Source organism: Lacibacter cauensis (genome assembly GCF_007830055.1).
Taxonomy (GTDB): Bacteria; Bacteroidota; Bacteroidia; order Chitinophagales; family Chitinophagaceae; genus Lacibacter; species Lacibacter cauensis.
In genome coordinates, this window is record NZ_VLLE01000006.1 from 61,125 (window position 1) to 87,499 (window position 26,375).

At 39.9% G+C, this 26,375-nt stretch carries 25 protein-coding genes and 1 tRNA gene; 25 read left to right on the forward strand and 1 reads right to left on the reverse strand.

Translation table 11 applies throughout. The features are described from left to right. The 25 genes from IQ13_RS16895 to IQ13_RS17015 all read left to right on the forward strand — a co-directional run bounded on the left by IQ13_RS16895 (nucleotide 1) and on the right by IQ13_RS17015 (nucleotide 25,983). Nucleotides 1-1,032 (forward strand): nucleotidyl transferase AbiEii/AbiGii toxin family protein, encoded by a 1,032-nt coding sequence (locus IQ13_RS16895; protein WP_144887823.1) that lies wholly within the window; start codon nucleotides 1-3, stop codon nucleotides 1,030-1,032. A 77-nt stretch (nucleotides 1,033-1,109) separates the two neighbouring features. Continuing rightward, nucleotides 1,110-1,367, forward strand: a complete 258-nt coding sequence (locus tag IQ13_RS16900; RefSeq protein ID WP_144887824.1) for a hypothetical protein — start codon at nucleotides 1,110-1,112, stop codon at nucleotides 1,365-1,367. A 123-nt stretch (nucleotides 1,368-1,490) separates the two neighbouring features. Further along, the gene (locus IQ13_RS16905) at nucleotides 1,491-4,409 is read left to right on the forward strand and encodes a TrlF family AAA-like ATPase (RefSeq protein WP_144887825.1); all 2,919 of its coding nucleotides are present in this window, start codon (nucleotides 1,491-1,493) and stop codon (nucleotides 4,407-4,409) included. A 21-nt stretch (nucleotides 4,410-4,430) separates the two neighbouring features. Further along, on the forward strand, nucleotides 4,431-4,901 hold the full coding sequence (locus IQ13_RS16910) for a hypothetical protein (protein ID WP_144887826.1): 471 nt from the start codon (nucleotides 4,431-4,433) through the stop codon (nucleotides 4,899-4,901). Between the two features lie 15 nt (nucleotides 4,902-4,916). After that, a complete protein-coding gene (locus IQ13_RS16915; protein WP_144887827.1) occupies nucleotides 4,917-5,462 on the forward strand; it encodes a hypothetical protein in 546 nt (181 codons plus the stop codon). A 240-nt stretch (nucleotides 5,463-5,702) separates the two neighbouring features. Further along, complete coding sequence (locus tag IQ13_RS16920) at nucleotides 5,703-6,581, forward strand: RteC domain-containing protein (protein WP_199758301.1); 879 nt, start codon at nucleotides 5,703-5,705, stop codon at nucleotides 6,579-6,581. Between the two features lie 94 nt (nucleotides 6,582-6,675). Further along, a complete protein-coding gene (locus IQ13_RS16925; RefSeq protein ID WP_144887828.1) occupies nucleotides 6,676-7,137 on the forward strand; it encodes a hypothetical protein in 462 nt (153 codons plus the stop codon). 93 nt (nucleotides 7,138-7,230) lie between these two features. Then, entirely contained in the window at nucleotides 7,231-7,560 is a 330-nt protein-coding gene (locus IQ13_RS16930; protein ID WP_144887829.1) for a DUF4134 domain-containing protein, read from the forward strand. 157 nt (nucleotides 7,561-7,717) lie between these two features. Beyond that, on the forward strand, nucleotides 7,718-8,053 hold the full coding sequence (locus IQ13_RS16935; RefSeq protein WP_144887830.1) for a hypothetical protein: 336 nt from the start codon (nucleotides 7,718-7,720) through the stop codon (nucleotides 8,051-8,053). After that, nucleotides 8,019-13,523, forward strand: coding sequence for a helicase-like domain-containing protein (locus tag IQ13_RS16940; RefSeq protein ID WP_144887831.1), 5,505 nt, complete (start codon nucleotides 8,019-8,021; stop codon nucleotides 13,521-13,523). Before IQ13_RS16935 ends, IQ13_RS16940 begins: the two co-directional genes overlap by 35 nt. Nucleotides 13,524-13,532: 9 nt before the next feature. Beyond that, on the forward strand, nucleotides 13,533-13,868 hold the full coding sequence (locus IQ13_RS16945; protein WP_144887832.1) for a DUF4133 domain-containing protein: 336 nt from the start codon (nucleotides 13,533-13,535) through the stop codon (nucleotides 13,866-13,868). Beyond that, nucleotides 13,852-16,290: a TraG family conjugative transposon ATPase gene (locus IQ13_RS16950; protein WP_144887833.1), complete on the forward strand. Its 2,439-nt coding sequence runs from the start codon at nucleotides 13,852-13,854 to the stop codon at nucleotides 16,288-16,290. Before IQ13_RS16945 ends, IQ13_RS16950 begins: the two co-directional genes overlap by 17 nt. A gap of 11 nt (nucleotides 16,291-16,301) precedes the next feature. After that, a complete protein-coding gene (locus IQ13_RS16955; RefSeq protein ID WP_144887834.1) occupies nucleotides 16,302-16,682 on the forward strand; it encodes a hypothetical protein in 381 nt (126 codons plus the stop codon). Between the two features lie 106 nt (nucleotides 16,683-16,788). After that, nucleotides 16,789-17,472 carry a conjugal transfer protein TraI gene (locus IQ13_RS16960; protein ID WP_144887835.1) on the forward strand — a complete coding sequence of 228 codons (684 nt, stop codon included), beginning with the start codon at nucleotides 16,789-16,791 and terminating at the stop codon, nucleotides 17,470-17,472. A gap of 30 nt (nucleotides 17,473-17,502) precedes the next feature. Further along, nucleotides 17,503-18,123, forward strand: coding sequence for a hypothetical protein (locus tag IQ13_RS16965; protein WP_144887836.1), 621 nt, complete (start codon nucleotides 17,503-17,505; stop codon nucleotides 18,121-18,123). Next, a complete protein-coding gene (locus tag IQ13_RS16970) occupies nucleotides 18,120-18,737 on the forward strand; it encodes a TerB family tellurite resistance protein (protein ID WP_144887837.1) in 618 nt (205 codons plus the stop codon). Before IQ13_RS16965 ends, IQ13_RS16970 begins: the two co-directional genes overlap by 4 nt. 111 nt (nucleotides 18,738-18,848) lie before the next feature. Beyond that, complete coding sequence (traJ, locus tag IQ13_RS16975; protein WP_242009578.1) at nucleotides 18,849-19,967, forward strand: conjugative transposon protein TraJ; 1,119 nt, start codon at nucleotides 18,849-18,851, stop codon at nucleotides 19,965-19,967. 67 nt (nucleotides 19,968-20,034) lie between these two features. Continuing rightward, nucleotides 20,035-20,652 carry a conjugative transposon protein TraK gene (traK, locus tag IQ13_RS16980; RefSeq protein ID WP_144887839.1) on the forward strand — a complete coding sequence of 206 codons (618 nt, stop codon included), beginning with the start codon at nucleotides 20,035-20,037 and terminating at the stop codon, nucleotides 20,650-20,652. A 2-nt stretch (nucleotides 20,653-20,654) separates the two neighbouring features. Beyond that, on the forward strand, nucleotides 20,655-21,161 hold the full coding sequence (locus tag IQ13_RS16985; RefSeq protein ID WP_144887840.1) for a hypothetical protein: 507 nt from the start codon (nucleotides 20,655-20,657) through the stop codon (nucleotides 21,159-21,161). Continuing rightward, on the forward strand, nucleotides 21,151-22,491 hold the full coding sequence (gene traM / locus IQ13_RS16990; protein WP_144887841.1) for a conjugative transposon protein TraM: 1,341 nt from the start codon (nucleotides 21,151-21,153) through the stop codon (nucleotides 22,489-22,491). Before IQ13_RS16985 ends, traM begins: the two co-directional genes overlap by 11 nt. Before the next feature lies 1 nt (nucleotide 22,492). Further along, nucleotides 22,493-23,278, forward strand: a complete 786-nt coding sequence (gene traN / locus IQ13_RS16995) for a conjugative transposon protein TraN (protein ID WP_144887842.1) — start codon at nucleotides 22,493-22,495, stop codon at nucleotides 23,276-23,278. A gap of 64 nt (nucleotides 23,279-23,342) precedes the next feature. Further along, entirely contained in the window at nucleotides 23,343-24,563 is a 1,221-nt protein-coding gene (locus tag IQ13_RS17000) for a hypothetical protein (RefSeq protein ID WP_144887843.1), read from the forward strand. A gap of 40 nt (nucleotides 24,564-24,603) precedes the next feature. Continuing rightward, entirely contained in the window at nucleotides 24,604-25,365 is a 762-nt protein-coding gene (locus tag IQ13_RS17005; protein ID WP_144887844.1) for a hypothetical protein, read from the forward strand. A 5-nt stretch (nucleotides 25,366-25,370) separates the two neighbouring features. Beyond that, entirely contained in the window at nucleotides 25,371-25,664 is a 294-nt protein-coding gene (locus tag IQ13_RS17010) for a hypothetical protein (protein WP_144887845.1), read from the forward strand. A 10-nt stretch (nucleotides 25,665-25,674) separates the two neighbouring features. Beyond that, nucleotides 25,675-25,983: a helix-turn-helix domain-containing protein gene (locus tag IQ13_RS17015; protein ID WP_144887846.1), complete on the forward strand. Its 309-nt coding sequence runs from the start codon at nucleotides 25,675-25,677 to the stop codon at nucleotides 25,981-25,983. Between the two features lie 223 nt (nucleotides 25,984-26,206). Here IQ13_RS17015 and IQ13_RS17020 read toward each other — a convergent pair. Then, nucleotides 26,207-26,280, reverse strand: a tRNA-Asp gene (locus IQ13_RS17020). Nucleotides 26,281-26,375 lie beyond the last annotated feature (95 nt).

The following is a 26,375-nucleotide window of genomic DNA, read 5'->3' on the forward strand; positions in this document are numbered from 1 at the left end:
ATGACAGGATGGTTATTGCTGACCGAAGAACAACGAAAAACTACTATCTCAGAAGCACAAATAAGATCGGGTGTTATTGAGAGTGTAAAAGCAATTGAAAAAGACTGGTGGGTTACACTGGTTTTAAAAGCATTATTTCAATCGGCCTATGCGGAGCATCTTGTTTTTAAAGGAGGCACCTCATTAAGTAAAGGTTTTAAACTCATTAATCGTTTTTCGGAAGATATTGATCTGGCACTTGGTTGTGAAGCATTTGGGATGCAGTATGAAGAAAACCCAACACCAAGTTATATAAGCAGGTTAAGGAGAAAAGGATTTGACTTTGCAACTACAAAGTTGCTAGATGAACTCCGCAATCAACTTACTGTTTTGGGTGTTCCTGATTCTATGGTCATATTGGATTTTGAACCCAGCCCACCAAATCAAACACCTGCAGACCCCGTCACTATTTATGTAAAGTATAAATCTCTATATGATACCAACAAATATATTGCCGACCAGGTAAAAATTGAATTAAGTGTTCGGTCACGAAGCATACCCTTTACAACAAGACCAGTACTATCGCTATTGACTGAATTTTTCTTCAATGACGCCTACGAAGAAACCGCTTTTGATGTTACAATTGTTGAGCCCAGGAAAACGTTTTTGGAAAAAGTGTTTTTATTGCACGAAGAATTCAGCAAAAAAGAAAAGGCTCAAATAAGAACTGAACGGATGTCCCGGCATTTGTATGATCTGGCGACAATGATGCAAACCAATGTACTTAATGATGCGTTAGCAGATCATGCGTTATATGATTCATTGATTGACCATCGCAGGAAATACATTGCTGTTTCGTGGGCTGACTATGATACACTCCACCATTCTACTATTTCATTTATACCACCAGCTGAAGTTGTAAATGCATACGAATTTGACTATGCAATAATGCTAAGCGAAATGATTTATGGAGATAGTTTGGATTTCAAGGCTATCATTGAACAGTTAAAAGTGCTGCAAGAAAAAATCAGGCAAAAGTTGGATGTAAAGTAATTAGCGAATCAAAATGTTCTATTAATCCCCTACTCTCTTTTCCATAATTTTTGTATTTTTCTTGAAAGAACTAATCTATGACTCCCTCTCAATTTCATGAACTCGAATGCGAAGAGCAAATGCTCGAAATCTTTAACAATGCCGTAGAGCTTGCTGTACGGGAAGATGCAGAACACCGGTATCACTTATATAAACTACACGATTTTTATGTAGACGAAATGTGGCATAAGGAAGAATGTGCAAGAGTGGCTATAAAAACGTTTACTTCTGTGGAGTCGGCAATGTTGCGGCCTTATTTGGAAAGGATTGATATTGCCTGCTTAGAAAGGAAATAAATGGGCAAATAGTTTTATACTTAAACTTCTATTCTTTTATATCTTTATTTTTTACTGAACGACTGCTTGAGAATCGATTTTTCAATATTCTAATCAGCATTCGATTTAACCCAAACTAACATCATGTCTGCCAATCCATATTCAAAAGGTTCTCAGTGGAGAAGATGGGATTTACATGTTCACACCCCGGGAACCAAAAAAAACGACCAATTTGAGGGAAGTTCTATTGAGGAAAAATGGACTAATTATATTAACAATATTAATTCCTATGCTGGGGAAATTTCTGCTATTGGTATCACGGATTATACTTGCATAGAGAACTATTTTAAGTTTAAAGAATTAATGGCTGATGGTACGATTACAAAGCAAATACCTTTAGTAATCCCCAATATTGAATTACGAATCTTGCCAGCTACCGGTAGTGCCACACCCATTAATATTCATTGTCTTTTCAACCCCTCATTTGATCATAAAATCAAAGAAAGATTCTTGCACAGATTGAAATTCGATTATCGAAGCAGAATATATTCAGCATCAAAAACAGACTTAATTGATTTAGGGAAATCATACAAAAATGATCAATCTCTAACTGATGATAATGCTGTCGAAGAGGCTATAAAGCAATACACTGTTTCCGTAACTGATTTAAGGATTTTATTTAAAGACGATCCTGAATTAAGAAGCAACCTGTTAATTGTAGTTGCTAATAGTTCAAAAGATGGGGCTTCAGGACTTAGAGATCATTCTGAATTAATAGAGGGCGTTCAATTTGCTGCATTGGATGCAACACGGCAGGCTATTTATCAATTTTCGGAGGCGATTTTTTCCGGTAGTGATAAGGATGTAAAATACTTTGCCGGAATAGGTGCTGATTCAGCCAAAGAGGTAAAAAGAAAATGCTTAGGGTTAATGCCGTGTTATCACGGATCAGATGCGCATGATAACGCAAAGATTTTTGAACCCGATCTCAAACGCTATTGCTGGATAAAATCAGACCCTACTTTCAACGGACTGCGACAAACACTTTACGAACCTACTACCAGGGTAAGAATACAGGAGGACGAGCCGGAGGTAAAAAAAGATTACCTCGTTATTGACGAAGTAAAGTTTGTTCCGGCATCAGGAGACAAAACCTTTTCTCCCGATGCAATTGCTGTAAACGACAAACTGAACGCAATTATCGGTGGTAAATCCTCTGGCAAATCGCTTTTGCTTTACTATATCGCCAAAACAATAGACCCGGTACAGGTGAAGAGAAAACTGGAAGAACTTGAAATAGAAGCAGGATACACTTTTGATAATAACCCTGCGTTCGATTTTGAAGTAAAATGGTGTGACGGTGTCGTGTATAAGCTTCGACAGGTTGCCGGGGAAAAAAGCAGGCAGATCACCTATATACCTCAAATGTATATCAATTTCCTTGCAGAGAAGAGAGGTAAAGAAGGGTTAAAAACCCTAATTCAGTCTTTCCTCGAAGAAAAAGATTCCTTTGCTGCCTTTTTAAAGGAACTCCAAAAAGAACAGGACGAAATTAAAGTTGATTTGAATACAGCCATTACCCAATTCTTTCAATTAAAGGGAAATTATGCAAGAATAACAGAGGAAATCAGGGGCAAAGGCGATAAGTCTGCACGGCTTCGGAATATAGAAGAGAAAAATAATGAACTCGCCGGATTGAGAAGCATAGCCGGTTTCACTGAAGAAGATGAACAGAAATTTGACCAGCTTGAAAAAAACAAAAAAATCCACCAGGACAGGCTTACTTCTTTGCAACAACTAAAAACAGCCTATCAAACTGAATACCCGGCTGAACTGCAAAGGCTAAGGGCAGGCGTAGAAACTTCATTGGACAATTATGCTCGCCTTGCATCAGCTAAGTTTTTGCTACACCCATTTATCGGGCAACGTTTCCCTTCACAGATCAATGCAGACAAAGAGCAAATCAACGCTGCATTTAAAACCCTAGTTGAGCAGGCCCAAAAATTTGATCTGAAAATTGACCGGCTTATTGGACTTACGAACGACAAGATCAATCAATACAACGGAAGCATTCAACCTTACCTGGACAAGATATCAAACCGAACAAAGCTCCAGTCATTACAGCTGGAAATTGCTACTGAACAAACTGTCGTGGAACAGATCAACGAGTTAGAACAGTCACTTGCGGCAACACAAATAGCCATTACAGAGGAGTATAACAAAATCAATACGGCGAATGTTAAGTTATTGACGAGCTATAATAAAATTGTTGATGAGATCAACAGCAACCCCGAATATTCAGAGATAAGTATAGAAAAGAAAATCAAGTTGAAAGCATACCTTGATTTTGATACACAACGGTTCGCTGCGGCCTGTACGACTTTTATTAATAAGCAGAGTTATTTCTCCAATATGTTTGGAACATATTTCGATGGAAGTAATAACTATGTTTTTGACAAAGACACACATGCAGCAAACTTCAAAGAAATATTTGATAAAGTTCTTGAGCCTTCGGCTAGCAACATCCGCTTCAATCAGGGGGGGACAATACAAAATGTAACAACAAGTCTGTTCGAAGACTATTTTTCTGTAGACTATGAGTTATCTCAAGATGAAGAAGATATTCTGAGAATGTCACCTGGTAAAAAGGGGATGATTCTGCTATTCCTCATCCTCCATCTTAGTAATGCCGACTACCCAATACTGATAGATCAACCTGAAGACAACCTCGATAACCGTACGGTTTATACCGAACTGAAAGATTTTATCAAGCAGAAAAAGATTGAAAGGCAAATAATAATTGTAACACATAATGCCAATATTGTAGTTCCCACCGATGCCGAAAATGTAATAGTGGCCAACCAGAAAGGGCAGGATGCAGGCAAGGACAACGCAGCGTATAGGTTTGAATATATCTCAGGTTCACTTGAAAATACATTTAGATCTGCTAGTAATACCGGCATCCTGAATCAAATGGGTATCAAAGAGCATGTATGTGAGATTTTAGAAGGAGGAGAAACAGCTTTTATTGAAAGAGAAAGAAGATACTCTCTGAACGAATAATTACTAAAATCTAAAATTACTATGTCTGTTACTGAATGGATAAATGCACGCTTAGGTGTTGCGCTGGATGAGACTTCCTTGGCAGAAATCAAAGACTTCTCTCTCATCTGGAATATTTTTGAAGACCGTGTATGCAGCAATAATTTCAATATTGCTGAAGTGCAAAAACGGATTAGGGAAAGAATATTTAATGCAGATGCTTTTACACCCCACCTACAATATTTTCAAGACCGTTACATCAACGAGGGAAATACAACCGAGCGATTTGAATTTCTGTACTTCCGTCCTAACGACAGAAGGAAACTTGTTACTCGTGTACTTTTAGGTGATTTAACAAGCATAAATGATATACTCTTAGCAATTGTTGTTATAATATATAGATTCAGAAACAACTTGTTTCATGGACTAAAAGACATTTCAACAATAGATCAGCAGCGCACAAATTTCGAAACAGCTAATTCGTTCTTGATGACATTCCTCGATCAATATTAAATTTGTTATTAGCGAATGGAGTACAGCATAGAATATTATAAAACAATGTTTGTAAGAAAGCTGCGTGAGTTGGAAAATTCTCATAGTGAATTATCCAACTACTCTCTTATTGAAGCAAGTGCCACGCTTCGTTATTTGTTGCTTGATGCGGCTCCTTTGATTGACGTATTGAACAGAGAAAAGAAATTACCTATTACTTATCGTGTCAATAATGATCCCTGGCTTGAACATACGGACGAAATGCTGCCATTGCTTGAATGGAAGGAAATTAATCCTTCAATTTCACTTCATCCTGTCGATTTAAAGAAGGATGCTTTTTTGAAGTTTAAATGCTTGTACTTTTTACAGCAAGCCTACACTGTACAAGATATACTGAAATTCTACGCCTATGTAAGAGGAGGTGTTCACTTAGATAAGGGTGAAGAAAAATACCAACCCTTACGGGATGCTTTTCAGACTTTCAAACTAAATGGCCTTTCCTCGCTAGATCATTCTATGAGAGGTATTTTGCAGGTTGTACTTACATCACTTCGTCAATATAAGGAAGCGCTTTTATCATAAAAGCGATTATACAGTTGTATGTTACCTGAAAATATACTTTCACGTCAATTTTGAACTGCAACACAAAAGCCATTATGTACAAAAAATACCAATTGCATAACTACAAATACTGTTTGCAAAACAATCTGCGCAAAAAAGGTATTATACTTGTTCTTCGCTCAGTTGCATAATAAATGATTGAATTCTGTCAATCAAAATCTCTGCTACTCTCTGCGAACTGCAACCTGTAAATTTTTTAGTATGACAACCAGCAGAAAAAAAATTACCATGCCCCCGTTTTTAAACAAACTGTACAGCACTTTGCAGGAACAACTGGATGTAATTGAGCAGGAAGAAGAAAACATTCTGTATCGTGCAGAAAAAAGTATTCATGCCACCAAAGCTGCTATGGAACAATTACGAACATACATCAGCAGTTATAAATTTGAAACAACTACTGAAGAAATTCATTTCTTTAAAGAGATAAAACCACGCTTCTACAGTAAACTTATTTACTATCTGAAAGTCTTCAACATAGAAACAAGACGACCTAATGGCGGGCAAAAGGCTGAAGAAAAATTCTTACGCAAAGAGATGCAGCGGCTAACACATTTCTTTGATAACAATCTGGAGTTTTACCAGTACTACCGAACAGGTGCCACACACCTGGATGAAAAATATTTTCTCCGTGGTTCACAGGATCTATACCTCACACTTGATCCCCAATATTTTAATACCGATCCCTCTTTCAGCACCAGCCATGATTATAAAGTGGCTAAGCTTATTGCCAATGAGTTGTTGCGTATTTACCTGAATAAAGCTCTCGAACATACAGCTCAGCAAACTGAAACTACAAATCATTTCACTGCAAAACCTGTACTAACATGGACTGGTTCAAAAACATCGCTGATTGAACTGCTCTATGCATTACAGAGTACAGGTGTTTTTAATAATGGAGCGGCCGATGTAAAACAAATTGCAACCTACCTGCAGGAAGTCTTTAATGTAGAGTTGGGTAATTACTACCGCACCTTCCAGGAAATACGCATACGAAAAGGAAGCCGCACACAGTTTATGGAACAGTTGACTGAACGTTTAGTGAAACGGATGGACGAGACGGATGAACAGATCCGGCATTAAAAAAATCTTTCCCAACTTGGGTATGCAGTGTGAGTAAACGCTTTTTTCTCGCAGCATCTTTGTTAAGCTAATCTTTCTTTTAAAACATAATGCTATGTTCACCTCAATTACATGGAACGAATACATGGTCTTTACAATTACCGTATTGTTCTTCTATTACACCTTTATTGCTATTCGTTATTACAAATGGGAACTGTTAGCGCTGTCAGGTATTCAACGGGAATTACCTGCTGCAAAGCAATTACTGCATGCAGATTTCAAACAGCAATTTATTGCAGATAGCAGTTACATCGATCAGCAGGCGACTTCAGAAGCTGCAGACAATGATGGAATCGGCGAAATAGTAAAAGCTGAAATCACAGCCCTCTTTGCCAACAGCCCTGAAACAATTTCTTCGAATACATTAAGCGACTCATTGAATGCCATCCTCAGCAAGTATTCCTCCCGATTACTCCAGCAAAGGCAGGATCTGAGTCGCTTTATACTGGAAGAATCGGGCACCTATTTTCCGGGTCTACTCTCACAAAACGATGTTGAGCAGTTGTGGTTTGGATAGTCCTGTAATGCTTCGCTGCATTGTGCAGGAGAACCAAGTGCGTATAGACAAATAGCAGCGAAGCATTCTTTTAACCTTGAAAAAATTGCTACTATGAAGAATAATCATTTCATCAACAATCATTTTCTCAAACAGTTATTATTTACTGTTTTTACAATCCTATTATGTATTGTCGTTGCGTTTGCACAGGATGGTAACGCAGGTATAAACGAAGCCAATACCAAAGTACGCAGCTATTTTGCTTCAGGTGTTAACCTGATGTATGCGGTGGGTGCTATCGTAGGATTAATCGGCGCTATTAAAGTTTACCAAAAATGGAACAGTGGTGATCACGATACCGGCAAGGTAGCCTCTGCCTGGTTTGGCAGCTGTGTGTTCCTGGTAATTGTAGCAACAGTGCTGCGTTCCTTCTTCGCAGTCTAGTATCACAGCCATGTTGCAACATCTCTCAATACTTTACCTGGATTATTTAAAGAGTCATCATCCGGACCTTGTTCTGGAATGGAATCTTTCTGAGGCATTACATGAAACAATTGAACAGCAACTTGATCAGGTAAAGCCATTACTTGAAAAACTATCGATGGATGAGTTACAAACGGATGATATACTGCAGCAATGTTTAAACGAACTAATTACAGAATTACCAGCCTCCCGTTTTGATTATCTCACGGAACTACTCAGCACTGAATTTGAACAGCAGCATGAACAGCTGCTCGCCTCCGGTCTGCTCCCCTATGAATGCATGAACCTTCTCCAGCATTGTAAACCTGTTTTCGACAAACTGAATTTTTCACTGACAAATGAAGATGATCCCTTCATCCGCTATGCGGTGATCGCAGCCATCAGTGATTATTTCGAACGTGCACAAGAACAAGTGAGCAATGCAGTACAACAGTCAACAACAATTAACGCATAACCTTGCAGCCATCCGGATTGCACTCAACCTGCAACCAGGCACCAGTCTTTCTGAACAGGAAAGACAAGCCCTGGAATTGTACAACGGTTTTGGTGGCATAAAGGCTATTCTTTTCCCGGAAGGATCACTGAAGCAATGGGAAGAACTACATGCATCCAAAGAAGACCAACGGTTGTATCCGCAGATCATGGAATTGCACCAGCTCTTAAAAGATAAACTATCAGAAACAGAATACCACTCAGCAATCGAATCACTACGCAACAGTATCCTTACTTCCTTTTATACACCAGTCTTTGTACCAGACATTCTGTTCAAAGCAGTAAACGAAACAGGTATTGCAGTTGAACGCTTTTACGAGCCCAGTAGTGGTCATGGAATTTTTATCCGAAGTGCATTGCATGCATTCCATTCTATTAAGACAGTCACTGCCATCGAAAAAGATTTACTTACCGGTAAAATATTGGCAGCACTGCAGCAAGATGAAAACAAAACTGTGGATGTGCAGATCAAAGGATTTGAAGAAACAGACAAAGCAGAAAACAACAGATATGATCTGATCAGCAGTAATATTCCCTTTGGCAATTTCAAAGTGCATGATCCTTCTATTAAAGATCCTGCAATCAAAAGCAGAATTCATAATTACTTTTTTGCAAAGGGATTGACCAAACTGCGGGATGGCGGACTTTTGGCTTTTCTCTCTACGGATGCATTTTTGAACAGCCCATCTAACAAAGCTGTAAGAGAACATCTTTTTCAACAAGCAGATTTTATCAGTGTGTGCAGAATGCCCGACAACATGATGAAGGCAAATGCCAATACGGAAGCACCGACACATCTGTTGATTGTTCAGAAAAACAACAGCAAAGACGAATTATCGCAGGAAGAGCAATTGTTGATTAATACAGTTGAACAACACAATCAGTTCGGAACATTTTCAGTTAATCATTACCTCAACCTTCATCCTGAACTATTACTCGGCAATAAATTAAAGGCCGGAAAAAATCAATACGGCAAAGCATATGAAGAGTTGATTCAAACGGGTGAAGTGAGTACGATTACAGAACAATTTGCAGCGATTCTTTCAACTGACTTAGAAAAGCGGTTCCGGAAAGATCTGTTCGAACAGAAAATTGAACAAAGCGCAAAGGTAAAACCCAAGCTTACACTACTACCTGCACCCGAAAACAAATCAGATAAGGGATCCTTTCAGCTGGGTTTATTTGATACGCCCGGCAAAACAAATGGCAACAACGCTTCTGCTTATATCAACAACTTGGATAAAACCGTTGTGGACAGTAAGACGGCGTCTATCATCAATATTATCCGAACTGAAGAAGAGCCTTCGCATGATACAATTGTACTGCTGACAGCAAGGTCTCATTCGTTCAAACAATATGTTTACAAACTGTATTCCAATACAAAAGAATTGCAGTTTCCTGCAAACTGGATGAATGCAGCAGCAATGCAGCACGAATTAAAAAATCTGCAGGATACACTTGCAGCATACGACCATGCCTATCGTAATCATGGTGAGCAGGCGTTTCATGTTTCCTTTTCAAACGAGGATGCGCTTACTGAACTAAAAGATTTAAATCCACTTTATATAGAAGGGACGTTGTTTGTACATAAGGGTCAGGTTGGCTATGCAAGCTTTTCTGCATCGAATAGTCAGTATGCAGTTTTTATTCCGGCTGTTAACAGTAAAAAAGATATTGCATTTTTCGAGCAATACACTGCATTGCGTGATGGATATATCAGCCTGATGAATAGTGAAGTAAAATCACTTACAGAAAAGGAACAACTGCGGATCGGATTAAGTGAGCAATACGATCAGCTTATACGCAGTTGGGGTATATTAAATTCTTCAGCTAATCGCCAACGCATTTTAAGAGATGATGCATTCGGGTTGACAATGCTTTCATCACTGGAGCGCAAAGAGAGTGACCGCTTTGTAAAATCCGATGTGCTGACCCAATCACTGATTGTTGCGAAGGAAGTATATCGTACAGATAACCCAAACGAAGCACTTGCCAAATGTTTAAGTGACAAGGGAGTAGTGGATCTTGAATTCATTGCAGCCGCTACAGACAGTACAGAAGAAGAAAGTATTGCAGCGCTTTCACAGAAAATCTATTTCAATCCAATTGTGCAAGAGTGGGAAACTGCCGATGCTTTTCTCAGCGGCAATGTGGTTGACAAATTGAAACAACTAAAAACAATTGCCGAGCAGTATCCTGAAAATACTTATATCAGTGCTAGTTTAACAGCTCTGCAAAAAGTACAACCCGAACGGATCCCATTTGCGTTACTTGATTTTAATTTAGGTGAGCGGTGGATACCTTTTGAATTATACGAACGCTATGCTTCATCGTTGGTAGAACTCCCAGCAAGCGTACATTATTTTCCTTCTACAGATACCTTTAAAGTCAGTATCAGTGGTGGCAATGCAAAAACAAACCAGGAGTACGCTGTTACTACCAGAAGCGGGAAAACAACCTATGCTTCTACCCTATTTGAACATGCGCTGGAAAATACAACACCCTTTTATACCTATCCGGTGGAACTTGGTGAAAAAACAATCCGTGTACCTGACAATGAAGCCATTCAACTGGCACATCAGAAAATCGAATCGATCCGTAATGGTTTTACAGGCTGGTTACAAAATTTATCAACCGAAGAAAAACAGGCATTGGAAGAACGGTATAATCATCTCTTTAATTGTTATCAATTACGGGAGTATGATGGCAGCCATCTGCAATTCCCCTCACTTAATAAAGCCAAGCTTGGGATTGATGACCTCTACTCTTCTCAAAAGAATTCTGTTTGGCGGATCCTGCAAAACCGTGGAGCTCTCATTGATCATGAAGTAGGACTTGGTAAAACATTGACCATGGTGGTTGCCTCGCATGAATTAAAGCGTTTACAGATTGCCAACAAACCTATGATCGTGGCACTTAAAGCCAATGTACGGCAGATTACTGAAACCTATAAAAAGGCTTATCCAAAAGCGAGAATACTTGCACCGGGCGAACAGGACTTCACTCCTTCCAAACGGTTGCGGCTCTTTCATGAAATCAAAAACAACCAATGGGATTGTATTATACTCACGCATGATCAGTTTGCAAAGATTCCGCAAAGCCCAGAGATCATGCGGCAGATCTTTCAATCGGAACTGGACAATATTCAAAAAGATCTGGCAACCTTAAAAGACATGGGCGGAGAAATTTCCAGAAGCATGTTGAAGGGTTTGGAAATACGCAAAACCAATCTCACGGTAAAACTGCAGGCCGTTGTGCAGGCCATCGAAGAAAAAAAAGATACAGGCATCAGCTTTGCTGAGCTGGGTGTGGATCATTTATTTGTTGATGAATCCCATAAATTCAAGAACCTTACGTTTACCACCCGCCATGACCGTGTTGCAGGATTAGGGAATAAAGAAGGCAGCCAGAAAGCACTCAATATGCTTTTTGCGGTACGTACGCTGCAGGAAAAGCAACAGCGTGATCTCTGCGTAACCTTTTTATCGGGAACGCCTATCTCCAACAGCCTGACAGAAATGTATCTGCTCTTTAAATACCTGCGGCCAAATGAAATGAAGCGGCAGCACATTGAAAACTTTGATGCATGGGCTGCAGTGTTTGCTCGGAAAACCGTTGACTTTGAATTTTCGGTTACCAATGAAATTATTGCTAAAGAGCGATTCCGTCACTTTATCAAAGTTCCGGAGTTGGCATTATTTTATAATGAGATCACTGATTACAAAACTGCAAAGCATATCCAGCTGGATAAACCGGAGCTTGACGAGCAGCTTGTGAACATCCGTCCTACTCCTGAACAACAACTCTTCATTCAACAATTAATGCAGTTTGCCAAAACCGGTGATGGCACTTTAATTGGCAGACCAAAACTGACGGATGAAGAAGATAAGGGACGTATGCTGCTTGCCACCAACTATGCAAAAAAAATGTCGATAGATATGCGACTCATCAATGACGAAACGTATAGCGATCATCCGGATAATAAAGTAAATGTTTGCGCAAGAAGACTGGCAGCAATTTATCACGATACTACTAGCATCAAAGCCACTCAGATCGTATTCAGTGATATCGGTACGCCAAAACCAGATGAGTTCAATGTTTATGATGCGTTAAAAGAAAAACTGGTTCGTGATCATCAGGTTGCCCGTGATCATATCAGTTTTATTCATGACTGGAGCGATAGCCGACGGCCGGAACTGTTTCGTAAAATGAATAATGGAGAAATACGAATCCTGATTGGCAGTACAGAGAAAGCAGGTACCGGATTAAATGTCCAGCAACGTGTGGTGGCGATGCATCACCTGGACATTCCCTGGAAACCATCGGAACTGGAACAACGCAATGGCAGAGGTGCCAGGCAAGGCAACCAAATAGCCAAAGCGTATAATGGCAACAAAGTACAGAGTTATATCTATGCGGTGGAACAGTCGCTTGATAATTACAAATTCAATCTGCTGAAAAACAAGCAGACGTTTATCAGCCAGATGAAAAATGCTGAGCTGAATGTGCGTACGATTGACGAAGGAGCGATGGATGAAAAAAGCGGAATGAACTTTTCAGAATACATCGCTATACTTTCAGGCGATACCACGCTATTGGAAAAATCAAAACTGGAAAAAAAGATTGCGGTATTGGAAAGCCTTCGCCATGCACATCATAAAGAGCAGCTGCATGCAGGATTTAAACTGGATCAGTTAAAAGAAGAAAAAAAGAACGTCCTGCATATTGCTGAACATCTTGCAACAGATGCTGCGCATTATCACAAGGTTTTACAGTTTGAAAAGGATGGCAGCAAATCAAATCCCATTTTGCTCGAAGAAAAAAGCAGCAGTGATCCGGAAGTGATTGGCCGTCACTTCATCCAACTCTACATAGCATGGAAACCTGCAGATCCATTAACTGATGAACAGCATATTGGTTCGCTTTATGGATTTGACTTGTATATCCGCAGGCAAAAAGAGGCATTTGAAGAGAATGGATTGTTTCAATACAGTTATTCCAATGTCTTTTATGCCATGCGTAATGAAACAGGTATAAAATACAACTGGAACCAGGGCCATCTGAATATTGACAATCCTAAACTGGCAGCCCGTTATTTTCTCAACGCCATTGACCGTGTAGATGCTTTAGCTGAGAAATACAACAAACAATTAAAAGAATTAGATAACAATATCCCACAGTTCGAGCGTCTCCGAACAAAGCCCTTTGAACAGGAACAGGAACTTGCAACCCTGAAGCTCGATGTACAACGACTTGAACGGGAGATCACAATTAAGATTCAAAAAAATATGACTGCGGCCGGGCAGGAACTTCCAGAAAAAGAGAAAACCGAAAAGGCAAAGATCATCAACATGAAAGAAAAGCAGGAGATCAAATTACCGTTGCTGAAAAAAGAAAGCGACAAAAAGAAATCAAAGAGAATCAGCCTTTAAAATTGAACCATGACAAACAGTGTTTACAGCATCAATAAAAACATCAACAAGTCCATTGAGTTTAAGGGACTGAAGGCACAATATATCTGGTATCTCGGTGGTGGACTGGTTTGCCTGTTGATCTTATTTGCTATTCTTTATCTCTGTGGTTTTGTCTTACTGGTATGCTTACCTGTTACTGTTATACTCGGTTCTGTCCTGTTCATGCATATCTATAGACTCAGCAGAACCTATGGAGAACACGGCATGATGAAAAAAATTGCCAAACGTTCCATTCCCGCCGTGATCAAAAACAATTCATTGGTTCAACTCAAACAGCAATTACTCCATGCGCAAACTATCTGATATATTACCGGTATATGCCATCGAACATGATGCCATCCTTTCCAAGTATGGTGATGTTACTATTTCATACCAAATCTCATTACCGGAATTGTTCACCTTGAGTAATGATGAATACGAGGCTTTTCATCATGCCTGGATCAAGGCCATTAAAGTATTACCGGTGAACAGTATTCTTTGTAAACAGGATTGGTTTACCGAAGCAGGTTTTCAGCCGGATTACAAAACAGATCAGGAAAGTTTTCTCTCCCGCAGCAGCAACCGCTTTTTCGATGAGCGCCCTTATCTCGATCACAAGGCTTTTATACTACTGACAAGAAAAGCAAGTAAACGAAAGCCTGCCTCTTCCCTTTTTTCTACTTTGCTGCGCAAACACATTGTACCGGAAGAGACACTGGATGCAAAATTCCTGCATGAATTCCTCAACCTGACCGGCCAGTTCAAAAAAATATTGACTGACAGCGGTTTTGTACAATTAGAACGCTTACGTAATGAAGCACTTGCTGATCTTGTATTGCAATATGTGAACCTGGGACAAAACGATGGCGTTATCCGTGACATTGAATTTAAGCCGGAATGGAAGATCGGTGAATTTCATTGCCAGCTGTTTACCATGGCAGATGCTGAATTTGTACCAGCCATGTGTGGCTCCCGAATCAACTATGATAAATACTCTACCGATAAAACAAAATTCAGTGTAGGCTTTGCTTCACCCATAGGACAGTTACTGTCCTGTAATCATCTCTACAGCCAATATGTATTTATCAACGATACGCAAAAACTGTTTCAACAACTCGAAAGTAAAAAACTGCGTCTGCAATCACTTGCTGCTTACAGTCGTGAAAACGCTATTGCAAAGGAAGCAACAGATGCATTTTTGAACGAAGCCATCAGTGAACAACGCTTACCAGTGAAAGCGCATTTTAATTTACTCAGTTGGACAACTGAAACTTCACAAATCAAACACATTCGGAATTTATGTTCCTCGGCATTAACGCAAATGGATGCAAAACCAAAACTGGAAACCGAGGGGGCGGCACAAATCTTCTGGGCAGGTATTCCCGGGAATGCAGCAGATTTCCCGATCAATGAAACATTTGATACATTCTCCCCACAGGCCTGTTGTTTTTTAAACCTTGAAACGAATTACCGTTCATCTCTAAGTCCCATTGGCATCCGTTTAGGCGACCGCCTAACGGGCAAACCGATTCATGTTGATCTCTCTGATGAACCAATGAACAAAGGCATCTGCACCAACCGGAATAAATTTATTCTCGGCCCATCGGGAAGCGGTAAATCATTTTTCACCAATCATATGTTGCGCTCTTATTACGAGCAGGGTACTCATATTGTATTGGTGGATGTAGGTCATTCGTATAAAGGATTATGCGACCTGGTAAAGGGCTACTACTTCACTTACTCCGAAAAGGAGCCGATCCGCTTCAACCCGTTTTATATTACTGATGAAGATGTATTGGACACTGAGAAGAAAGAAAGTATTAAAACGCTGTTGCTGGCACTATGGAAAAAAGACACCGAAAGCTTCAAGCGGAGTGAATACGTAGCCCTTTCCAACGCATTGCAGTTATACTTTGACCGGTTGAAAGCAGACAGAACCATCTTTCCTTGCTTCAATAGCTTTTATGAATTCTTAAAAGATGAATTTGTTAGCGTTTTAAAAAACGACAACGTGCAGGACAAAGATTTTGATGTATCGAATTTTTTGTATGTACTACGCCCCTACTACGCCGGTGGCGAATTTGATTACCTGTTGAATGCCACGGAAAATCTTGATCTGTTACAACAACGTTTTATTGTCTTTGAACTGGATAATATCAAAGACCATCCGATCCTATTTCCGGTTGTAACCATTATCATCATGGAAGTATTTATTTCAAAAATGCGCAAGCTAAAAGGCATCCGTAAAATCATTTTAATTGAAGAAGCCTGGAAAGCCATTGCGAAGGAAGGTATGGCCGAATACATCAAGTACCTGTTTAAAACCGTGCGCAAGTTTTACGGTGAAGCTATTGTTGTTACCCAGGAAGTTGAAGATATTATTTCTTCGCCGGTGGTTAAACAGGCAATCATCAATAACAGCGATTGCAAAATATTGCTCGACCAGAGTAAGTACCAGAACAAGTTTGATCAGATACAGGAATTATTGGGCCTGACAGAAAAAGAAAAGGCATTGATCCTTTCGATCAACAAAGCGAATGATCCCAACAGAAAATACAAAGAAGTATTTATTTCACTTGGCGGCGTGGTGAGCAAAGTCTATCGCACAGAAGTTTCACCCGAAGAATACCTCGCATACACAACTGAAGAAAAGGAAAAAATCAAAGTACAAGAATATGCACGCAAACATGGAGGCAACCTTGAGCGGGCCATTCAGGAACTGGCTGGTGAATTCAATCAATCTTAAACATCGCTATCATGAAACAGGCACTATCGCTATATATTTTCATTGTAATGCTGTTGAGTTGTTCCGATCTCAAACCTGACAGCACCCTTGCGTTTATTCCGGGCACTTATGTTCGAAGCGAGGTAAGGGAGTTTGGACGCATCGAGGATACCATCACGATCAAAATTCAACACCCTGATGTCAACAGCTTCCTGATTGAACAACGATGGCGTTATGAGCGGGTACTGGATGGTGTTGCACAGGAGCCTGAATACAAAGTCATCACGGATCAGGGAATCTATGATACAGAAAAAAAGCTAGTACAGAACCAACGAAACCTGCGTGTCTACTCCTTTGATGAAAAGAAGCAGGTTTTGTATAACGGTACTATGATCTTTCAAAAAATCAAATAGAATCGACATGAAATATCCATAAAAATTACCGAGCGAATTTACACCAGCAGCGATGATCATTTTTATGGATATACTATTTGGCTAAAAAGCAATAAAAAATAAACAAATGAAAAACATCTTTCTTACACTCTCACTCATTTTATTCTGCTTGTTTGTACCTGTACAACAAACAAAGGCTGCTGATCCCATTTTGCAGATCATCAAAGAAGCAGTGATTAAAGTCATTAAAGAAATCGACCTGCAGATTCAGCGATTACAAAACAAAACCATCTGGTTACAAAATGTGCAGAAGACGATTGAAAACAAAATGTCTGAGTTGAAATTAAACGAGATCAAAGACTGGGTCGAAAAACAACGCAAACAATATGAAGAGTATTTTGAAGAATTGTGGAAAGTAAAAACAGCCATTACTTATCTCAAAACAGTAAAAGATATTGTCGAACGCCAAATGAACTTAGTGAAAGAATACAAACAGGCATGGGCGGTGTTTCAAAAAGACAAGCATTTCTCTAAGGAAGAACTACAGTATATGTTTTCTGTTTACGAAGGTATCCTTGCACAGAGTACCCAAAACATTGACCAGTTAACACTCGTCATCACTTCCTTTGAAACGCAAATGAGTGATGGCAAACGTTTGGAAATAATCCAGGCAATTGCCGGTACGCTGGATGAACAATACGCAGATCTGAAAAACTTCAACGAACAAAATAAAATCATCGCCATTCAGCGTGGGCTGGAAAAAGGTGAGATCGATCATGTGCGTAAACTTTATGCTTTGCCATTAAATTAAAGGTCGTTTAACCTTCAAAAAAACATAGCCATGAAACAACTCTTTATAATTCTACTCACAATAACGCTGATCATTCAAAAAGCGGCAGCGCAAACGAACCAGGCACCTAAAGAAATGATTCAGCAAATCATTGCACTGAAAACGTTCCTGAAATATGCCAAACAGGGTTATAACATTGTCAGCAGTGGATTACGCACCGTCAACAGCATTAAAAACGGCGATTTTACTTTGCATGATCTGAAATTTGATCATTTGCAACAGGTATCTCCTGCCGTCTCCCGCTATGCTGCTTTATCCGGGCTTGTTGTCACGCAAGCAAATTTGATTCTTATCTGTAACAAACTGCTTCATGAAGTCAGTCAACAACTCATTCTAACCAAGGAGGAACAGGATTTCTGCAAACGTTCAGTTAACATGTTTATGAACGAATGCAAACAGTATGTTGATGAATTAATTCAGTTGCTCACAGCATATGCATTAGAATTGAAAGACGATGAACGGATTAACCGTATCGGACAATTGAAACAAAATACGATCAGATTGGAAGCTTCGTTTCGCTCACTTAGTGAAGAAATGCGACTGCTGATACGTAACCGTATCAACGAGCAACGGTCTGTACAACATTCCAAACAATTAAATAACCTGCAATGAAAAAGATCATTCTGTTTTTTCTCTTGTGCAGCATGAGTTTTCAAAGTAATGCGCAGGCAGCGGAAATTCAGCAACTGTTGCTGAACCTTGAAAAACTGGCACAGTTTAAAAAGATACTGCAAAACATGTACGACGGTTTTAAACTGATCAGTAATGGGTATAATGCAGTAAAAGATATCTCCGAAGGAAATTTCAAACTGCACAAAGTCTTCCTGGACGGACTTGCAGACGTAAGTCCTGCCGTTAAAAAATACAAACGGATTGCAGACATCATCGATTATCAGTTGCGGATCGTTAACGACAGTAAAAAAGTTCTTCAGCAGTTCAGATCAGATAAACAGTTCAACACAACAGAACTGAATTACCTGGCTACGGTTTATGACAATCTCATCCATCAAACACTCAAGCATGTAGAAGAACTGTTGCTTGTTGTTACAGCCGGTAAACTACGCATGAGTGATGATGAACGTTTAGCAGCCATAGACCGAATTTTTGTTTCTGTTGAATCACAATACAGCTTTGTCCGTGAATTCAGTAACAGTACAAAACTTCTGTCACTTCAACGAAAATCAGAACAACAGCAAATTGATCGCATGCGGCTACTTCATAGATGATGATCGTATAGAATAATTCATTTTAAAAATGTGTATATGCATTTGTGTGTAAGGGTGATAATAATGACATTCGGAATGTTTCTTCCAATGAGGGGCATAGCACAAAACTCCATGGCTGGAAGTATCCGAAGCCTGCAATCGGTGCTTGAGCAATTGTATGATGACATGATACCCCTTTGCAGCCAACTGATTGGTGTCGGACGAGGCATCGCAGGTTTTGCGGCTACCTGGTATATTGCTTCAAGAGTATGGGGGCATATTGCCAGAGCCGAACCTGTTGACTTTTATCCATTATTCCGTCCATTTGTGCTTGGTTTTGCCATACTCATTTTCCCTTCTGTTATTGCCATGATCAACGGCGTGATGAAACCAACTGTTACTGCATCAGCAGCAATGGTGAAGAACTCAGACAAAGCCATTGCGCAACTGCTCATCATGAAAGAGCAAGCGATCAAACAAACAGCATATTGGCAAATGTATGTCGGACCATCGGGACTTGGGGATCGTGAACGCTGGTACAAATATTATTACAAAGACCAGGAAGAAGGCTGGATGGAAACAATAGGCAATGATGTAAAATTTGCTGCTGCAAAGTTCTCGTATCAATTCCGCAACTCTGTTAAACAATGGATGGCTGAAGTATTACAGATTTTATTTGAAGCAGCTGCGCTTTGTATCAATACCATCCGAACCTTTTACCTGATTGTACTGGCAATTCTTGGACCTCTGGTATTCGGCATTGCAGTATTTGACGGGTTTCAGCATACACTAACGGTGTGGATTGCCCGCTACCTCAATATTTTTCTGTGGTTACCGGTTGCAAATATTTTTGGAGGAATCATTGGTAAGATCCAGGAGAATATGCTCAAAGTTGATCTGCAGCAGATCAGCAACTCAGGCGACACGTTTTTTAGTGCAACAGATACTGCTTACCTGATCTTTCTCATCATCGGTATCGTTGGTTATTTCACCGTTCCTTCCGTAGCCAATTATATCATCAATGCAGGCGGCGGTAATACACTCATGCAGAAGGTAACTACCATGATGAGCAGCTCCACAATGGCCGTTGCAAGCGGTGGTGCTTCGATGGCAAAAGATGCGATCAGTGGCGGTTATAATAAAATGACCAGCTCAATGGCTGACGCAGGACTTTCCGGTGGTTATTTTAAAGATACCGCTGGTGGAGGAGGCAACGGTTACCAGCATGACAAGTTAAGTGGTAAGACTTAACAGATTGGATGTACTTCGAACCTTTAAGATTTGTGAAACAATTAGTGTGAATGAAAATGAGTGAAAGATGTTTCAGAAAATGAAAAATATTGATACGGCTTTCCGTTATATACGGCTTGTATCGGTAGTGTTTATTACAGGTACACTACTGTTATGTGTATTTGTTGTTGCCAAAAGTTATGAGGCAAGTCAGCAGTCACAACAACGAATTTTTATTCTTGCAAACGGCAAAGCCATTGAAGCCTTCGCTGCAGAACGCAAAGAAAATATTCCTGTTGAAGCAAGAGATCATGTAAAAATGTTTCATCATTATTTCTTTTCACTTGATCCCGATGACAAGGTGATTCAGGAACATATATCAAAAGCGCTTTATCTGGCCGACCGTTCAGCAAAAGAACAATATGATAACCTCAAAGAAAATGGCTATTTCGCAAGTGTTATCTCGGGTAACATCAGCCAGGAAATCGAAGCCGACAGTATTGCCGTCAATATCGATCAATATCCCTTTTATTTCCGCTATACAGGTAAACAACGAATCATTCGCCCGGCAAGTATTGTTACACGCCTGTTGATCACAGAAGGATACCTGCGCAATGTAGCACGCTCCGATCATAACCCTCATGGATTTCTGATTGAAAAATGGCGAACAGTTTCTAACCAGGATTTACAATCGCAAAACCGCTAACCATGTTCAGAAAAAAACAAGCCGATACAACAAACAAAAGCAGCAGCACAACAACAGACCGTATTGCTGCCATGATCGTTCGGCTTATTCAACAATTGCAGGAACGCTTTGTGGAACTCATGAAAGGAATCGTCAACAAGCTGGGTGTAGCTCAATCAAAGATTCTGTTTGCTATGATCTTGTCTGCAGCCGGGTTCTACAGTCTTTACATCATCGGGGCAGCATTGCTGTATCCAAAAAAAGGAATACAGTTATTCAAGCCCGCTGCGATACAGCAACCGGAAATCATTTATCAGGATGACCGGAACAATCATCAGCAGTTAACAATTGCCGACTCAATCACTGCTGAAAAAATCAGGCACTTAATGACCTATTTCGATAGCCTTCAAAAAAAACAACCGAAACAATACGACAGCATCCTGCAATCCCGGCCGGGTTTGATGGACAGCATCAGGATGCTTGCACAATTTTATTCTTCACAACAAAAACAAGAAGCGTATGAAAAGTGATGCCACGAATGCAGTACCACAGGCACCTGCAGCAAAAAAGGAAACCGTTCAGCATTCCGCAGCGTTTAAACGTAAACGCAAAATGCTGGTGATGCTGCCCCTGATCTGTCTGCCTTTTATCAGTCTTGCTTTCTGGGCCTTGGGTGGTGGAAAAGAAACTGCTGATAACCCGCAAACAACGACAGCCGGATTATTGCTCAATCTGCCTGATTCAAAACTGAAAGAAGCGGACCCGACTGACAAGCTGCGTTTTTATGAGCAGGCAGAAAAAGATTCTCTGAAACTGGAAGAGTGGATGCGTACAGACCCTTATTACCGGCAACGACTTGACAGTAATCACAGTTCAACCAATGAACTGCAACTGCTGACGCAAGAAACAGCTTCTAAATACAACTATGGGCTGAACAGTTCGCCGTACAGTAACAAAGGAATAAGCAGCGAAGATGAGTTGATGCGTAAACTTGCTTTATTACAGGAGCAATTAGGGAATACTCCCTCACCGGAAAAGAATGCATCTCCCTTTACCAGCAATGAAAAGGAGTCATCATTCAATACAGAAATTGACCGTCTGAATCTGATCATGCAACAAATGCAAAACAGCGGTCAGGAAAATCCTGAACTGAAAGCAATACAGGGAACACTGGAAAAAATTATTGACATCCAGCACCCCGAACGGGTGAAAGAAAAACTCAAAGAGCAATCCACAAAACAACGCAATGTTGTCTTTCCGGTAACAGCGAATAAAAAAACAACTGTTACAAGTTTACTGGACAGCACTACAAATGAACAGCAATTTCAAGTAGGTTTCTTTGGCATCGATGAAACAAATAAAGTAGAAGAAGAATCAACCGCCATCGAAGCTGTTGTACATACGACGCAAACTTTGGTGAATGGTTCGATTATCCAGATGCGGGTTGCGACTGATATTTTTATCAATGGCACGCTGATACCAAAAGGAACAAAACTAAATGGCAAAGTCTCTCTGAATGATGAACGTCTGGAAATTAATATCAGCAGTCTTCGTTATGGTAAACACATTTTTCCTATCGAGTTGGAGGTCTTTGATATGGATGGTATGGCAGGTATCTATATCCCGGGGGCGATCAGCCGTGATGTGGCAAAGGAATCTGCACAAAGCAGTCTCCAACAAATGGATATTCTGACACTCGATCCTTCTTTCCGTGCACAAGCTGCTACTGCTGGCGTGAACACTTTAAAGCAATTGCTTGGCAGAAAAGTAAAACAGGTAAAAGTAGTGGTGAAAGAAGGTCACCGGCTTTTACTCCGGGATAAAAAAAGAGAACAACAATTATCATCTAATAATAATTGACATGAAACAGCTCATTTTCTTTTTCATTATGTGCATAGCATTTTTTCAGGCAACAGCACAAACTACTATCAACATTACAACTGATAAAACCAGCAGTCTTGTTTTTCCGAATCCCATCCTGCATGTGGATCGTGGAGCAAAAGCAATTCTCGTGCAGGGAATCAAGGACGCACCACATGTACTCCTGGTCAAAGCAGCAGCAAAAAACTTTTCCGAGACCAACCTGAGTGTAGTAACCATTGACGGAACTGTGTATTCCTTTGCTGTTCGCTATCTATCACAACCTGAAGAGCAGGTGTATCATGTAGCTGTCAAAAAAAACTCACCGCTTCAAAATTATGCAACCGGTATACTGGATAATCCCCAAACGATTAAAGGTATTCGTGACAGAAAGTGGGATATGGTTGCAGAAGTAACGGGTATCTACATACAAAGTGATGTTCTATACTTTCAGTTGCACTTAACCAATAACAGCCCGATTGATTTTGAACCGGAACTGATTCGACTGTTTATACGTGATAGAAAAAAAGCAAACCGCACAGCTGTCCAGGAACAGGAACTCTCTCCTCTGCTGGTTACTGCAAATCCCGGAGTGATCAAAGCAATGACATCACATACACTGGTAATTGCTGTGCAAAAGTTTACTATTCCCGACGCCAAACAAATGCTGATGCAGCTGATGGAAAAAAACGGCGGTCGCCATCTGCAATTAAAGATCAGCAATAAAAAGCTGATGCAATCGATTCTGCTGCCGGATTATGCTTCTAAAGAAAAGAATACTCCATAAAAATATAGAACCTCTAGAATTGTATCACCTCTAATAGCAGATCGACAGGATTAAATAAATGAACATGCAGAACGAACATCCACTTTCTGACGAAGTACTGGCACTGGCTGAACTTGCGCTTCGTGCAGGTAAACAATACATGGTGTACAACAACAGTATCTATTATCTGGACAAAACAGATGTGTACTTTTTTGCTACCCGTATTGAAGCCAACAGCTTTGCTGCCGATAATATCAGCGATCATGATCGTTTTCATGTACTTCCATTTAATTCCATTGCTGATCTGCTTGCAAAGATTCCCTATGGCGAACAATTTAATCAAACGCCTATCAATGATCCGGATCAAAACGGGCTATACAACAGGGATGGCAACGCATTTACGGATGCCTTGATCGAGCATTTTGAATCAACAACTATTTCACAACAATTAAATTTTAAACTTATGAATCAGGAAAATCTTCAGTACCTGAGTGACAATCTCAAGTACATGGGCTTTGGCGATGCACTCAAAGCCGATCTCGAAAAAAATCTACAGGAAGGTAAGCCAGAATTTAAGCTGGAATTCTTCAATGAAATCGGCAACAAAGGCTTTGAGGCCTCGCTGAATTTCCGCAAGTCTGAATCAACAGACATGTACTTCTTCAACAATTACCAGGCCTCCCTGCATCGCAGCAATGGAGAAGAAGTCAATCAAACTTTTTATTTAAATAAAGGCAAAGGCGTTACGGCAAAGGAAGCTTTTAATCTGCTGGATGGCCGGGCAGTACACAAAGAGCTCTTAGACAAAGAAGGACAACCATACAAAGCATGGTTGCAGCTTGACTTTGAAAACAAAGACAAACACAACAATTTCGAGGTAAGACAATTCCATGAAAACTATGGCTATGATTTGAAAGCCGCTGTAGAAAAATTTGCAGTGGCCGAGTTAAATGACCCTGATAAATCTAAGGCGCTTATGCAATCACTGGAAAAAGGGAATGTACAATCTGTAACCATTGAAAAAGATGGCAGCAGCCATAAAATGTTTATGGAAGCTGATCCGCAGTACAAAAAGGTCACACTATACGATTCCAACATGAAGATGGTTGCAAAGGAATCCCTGGAGCAATACAAATCTGGAATAGATAAAGGCAGCAAAGAAGTAAAGGAAGGCCAGGAAAATGATAAAAAAAAAGATTTGAAGCCAGTAACAAAAATTGAAAAGGAAAAGCTGGAGAAAAAGAATGGACAAAGCCTGCTGCCTAAAAAAAGGGAAAGCAAAGGCAAAGGTTTGGGAGTGTCATAGTACATCCCTAAACCATTTTTTAATATACAACAGCAGTACCATGAATATTCAGAATATAACGGCATTGGCAAGCCAATTACAGTCTTTAGGGTTTGACAATTTGGGAAGTTTGGTCTTGAAAAGAATTTGTTTTAAACCTGATAATTTTTATTTGAACCACAAAATAGCAAAGGATAAGGAGCTATTGGAGTTCAGGTTTTATTTTGAGAGGCAAAGGAAAAGCGATGCTTATATGTTGCTGTATTATGATATAACATTACAACAGAAAGATGTCTTTGAAGAGTTAATGATTGCCGGGATTAACATAGCAGACCTTGAAAAACAAATGACAACCATAAGCTGGATGTCCGCATTTAATCTCGATGAAAGAAAGAAATTGGACCCAAATGATAAAACAACCTGGGAGGTGGAGGCAAAAGTTGAAACTGTTGTTGAAAGTTTAGCATCACTTGAGCAAGATGAAAAAGGTAAAGCCGTTGCAGCTGCACTTAAAGTGAAGTTTTGGCTTGGAACTCCATATCATGAAATCTTTGGGAGTATTCCCGCTGTAAAGAATAAGTCAGATATTAGTCAGCGGTTTTATTTTTCTGAAAATAGTAGCGGAATAACTGTTGATGAAGCCTATCGCTTTTTGCAAAATAAGTGGCTTGAAAAACAACTTCAGTTGAAAAAGAAACAAGCAGATTCAAATTCTGAAAGCGAAATCGACGAAACAAACGGTACAACAGGGAGCGGCTTGTTAAAGAAACGCCGGATAAATCCTTCTTTGAAAGGGAAACGAAACAAGGCTAACCAGGATTAACCAGCATGGAACTCTTTCCGCCATTATCAGAGTTTTACCAGGCCATTGCAGATGATGCAAGAATAGGCAGTACTCATATAAGTATCTATATGGCTTTACTGCAACAGTGGAATATAAATGGTGGAAATAATCCTGTGGAAATTGAAAGGATCTTAATCATGAAAGCCGCTAAAATAAATGCCCGGCATACATACAATAAATGTATTAATGAATTGCATGAGTTCGGGTATATTTTATATGAACCGGCACCAAACGGTTCTATAAATAGCCGGGTATTTTTAAATAAGTGTGAAATGTAAAAGTGAGTTTATGGCAGGAAATTCAGCAGTACCGATTTTGATCCCTTTTGAGCCAGAGGAATTCTGGTCTCAAATCCGGCTGATCATTCGGGAAGAAGTGGAACGAAATAAAAAAGCACAACCCCAGGAGCTTGGCATTTTAGAAACACCAGGGTTGAATGAAAAACCGCTCTTCAAAATAGAGGAAGTTTGCAGTCTGTTCAAAGTTACAAAGCCCACTATTTACGACTGGATAAAACATGGAAAACTAAAGCGTGTAAAGATCAGGTCAAGGGTCTATTTTTTAGGCAGTGATATTAGACAGTTGATGCAGGCTTAGCCTATGATGGCAGTGGGTTTCACTGCCTTTTTTGTGCACAAATAAGTCTTTAAATTCAGGGCAATTCCAGTGCTAAAAACTACCTTTAGAGTGATATTTATCAAGCTGAATAAAGTGAGATAAAGTATAGTAAAGTTCTTCGTAAAAATGGGTTTTTATAGACCCAAAAATAGACCCAAAAAAGGAAAACCCGCTACCAGAGCGGGTTTTAGCCAAATACAAGCGGACCGGACGGGACTCGAACCCGCGACCTCCGCCGTGACAGGGCGGCATTCTAACCAACTGAACTACCGATCCAGCTTCCCTACACCTGATCAGATTCTTTTGCAATCATCCGCTCGTTTTCGGGAGTGCAAAGATAGGGGTTTCACTATTTCAGCAAAAAAGTTTTT

Coding starts and splice junctions, on each gene's coding strand:
- IQ13_RS16900 (WP_144887824.1), top strand. CDS start 1,110: ATGACTCCCTCTCAATTTCATGAACTCGAATGCGAAGAGCAAATGCTC.
- IQ13_RS16960 (WP_144887835.1), top strand. CDS start 16,789: ATGAAAAACATCTTTCTTACACTCTCACTCATTTTATTCTGCTTGTTT.
- IQ13_RS17005 (WP_144887844.1), top strand. CDS start 24,604: ATGAATATTCAGAATATAACGGCATTGGCAAGCCAATTACAGTCTTTA.
- IQ13_RS16930 (WP_144887829.1), top strand. CDS start 7,231: ATGAAGAATAATCATTTCATCAACAATCATTTTCTCAAACAGTTATTA.
- IQ13_RS16895 (WP_144887823.1), top strand. CDS start 1: ATGACAGGATGGTTATTGCTGACCGAAGAACAACGAAAAACTACTATC.
- IQ13_RS16920 (WP_199758301.1), top strand. CDS start 5,703: ATGACAACCAGCAGAAAAAAAATTACCATGCCCCCGTTTTTAAACAAA.
- IQ13_RS16940 (WP_144887831.1), top strand. CDS start 8,019: ATGCAGTACAACAGTCAACAACAATTAACGCATAACCTTGCAGCCATC.
- IQ13_RS16915 (WP_144887827.1), top strand. CDS start 4,917: ATGGAGTACAGCATAGAATATTATAAAACAATGTTTGTAAGAAAGCTG.
- IQ13_RS16970 (WP_144887837.1), top strand. CDS start 18,120: ATGAAAAAGATCATTCTGTTTTTTCTCTTGTGCAGCATGAGTTTTCAA.
- IQ13_RS17010 (WP_144887845.1), top strand. CDS start 25,371: ATGGAACTCTTTCCGCCATTATCAGAGTTTTACCAGGCCATTGCAGAT.
- IQ13_RS16910 (WP_144887826.1), top strand. CDS start 4,431: ATGTCTGTTACTGAATGGATAAATGCACGCTTAGGTGTTGCGCTGGAT.
- IQ13_RS16965 (WP_144887836.1), top strand. CDS start 17,503: ATGAAACAACTCTTTATAATTCTACTCACAATAACGCTGATCATTCAA.
- traK (WP_144887839.1), top strand. CDS start 20,035: ATGTTTCAGAAAATGAAAAATATTGATACGGCTTTCCGTTATATACGG.
- IQ13_RS16945 (WP_144887832.1), top strand. CDS start 13,533: ATGACAAACAGTGTTTACAGCATCAATAAAAACATCAACAAGTCCATT.
- traN (WP_144887842.1), top strand. CDS start 22,493: ATGAAACAGCTCATTTTCTTTTTCATTATGTGCATAGCATTTTTTCAG.
- traJ (WP_242009578.1), top strand. CDS start 18,849: ATGGCTGGAAGTATCCGAAGCCTGCAATCGGTGCTTGAGCAATTGTAT.
- IQ13_RS16985 (WP_144887840.1), top strand. CDS start 20,655: ATGTTCAGAAAAAAACAAGCCGATACAACAAACAAAAGCAGCAGCACA.
- IQ13_RS16935 (WP_144887830.1), top strand. CDS start 7,718: ATGGATGAGTTACAAACGGATGATATACTGCAGCAATGTTTAAACGAA.
- IQ13_RS17015 (WP_144887846.1), top strand. CDS start 25,675: ATGGCAGGAAATTCAGCAGTACCGATTTTGATCCCTTTTGAGCCAGAG.
- traM (WP_144887841.1), top strand. CDS start 21,151: ATGAAAAGTGATGCCACGAATGCAGTACCACAGGCACCTGCAGCAAAA.
- IQ13_RS16925 (WP_144887828.1), top strand. CDS start 6,676: ATGTTCACCTCAATTACATGGAACGAATACATGGTCTTTACAATTACC.
- IQ13_RS16905 (WP_144887825.1), top strand. CDS start 1,491: ATGTCTGCCAATCCATATTCAAAAGGTTCTCAGTGGAGAAGATGGGAT.
- IQ13_RS16955 (WP_144887834.1), top strand. CDS start 16,302: ATGAAACAGGCACTATCGCTATATATTTTCATTGTAATGCTGTTGAGT.
- IQ13_RS16950 (WP_144887833.1), top strand. CDS start 13,852: ATGCGCAAACTATCTGATATATTACCGGTATATGCCATCGAACATGAT.
- IQ13_RS17000 (WP_144887843.1), top strand. CDS start 23,343: ATGCAGAACGAACATCCACTTTCTGACGAAGTACTGGCACTGGCTGAA.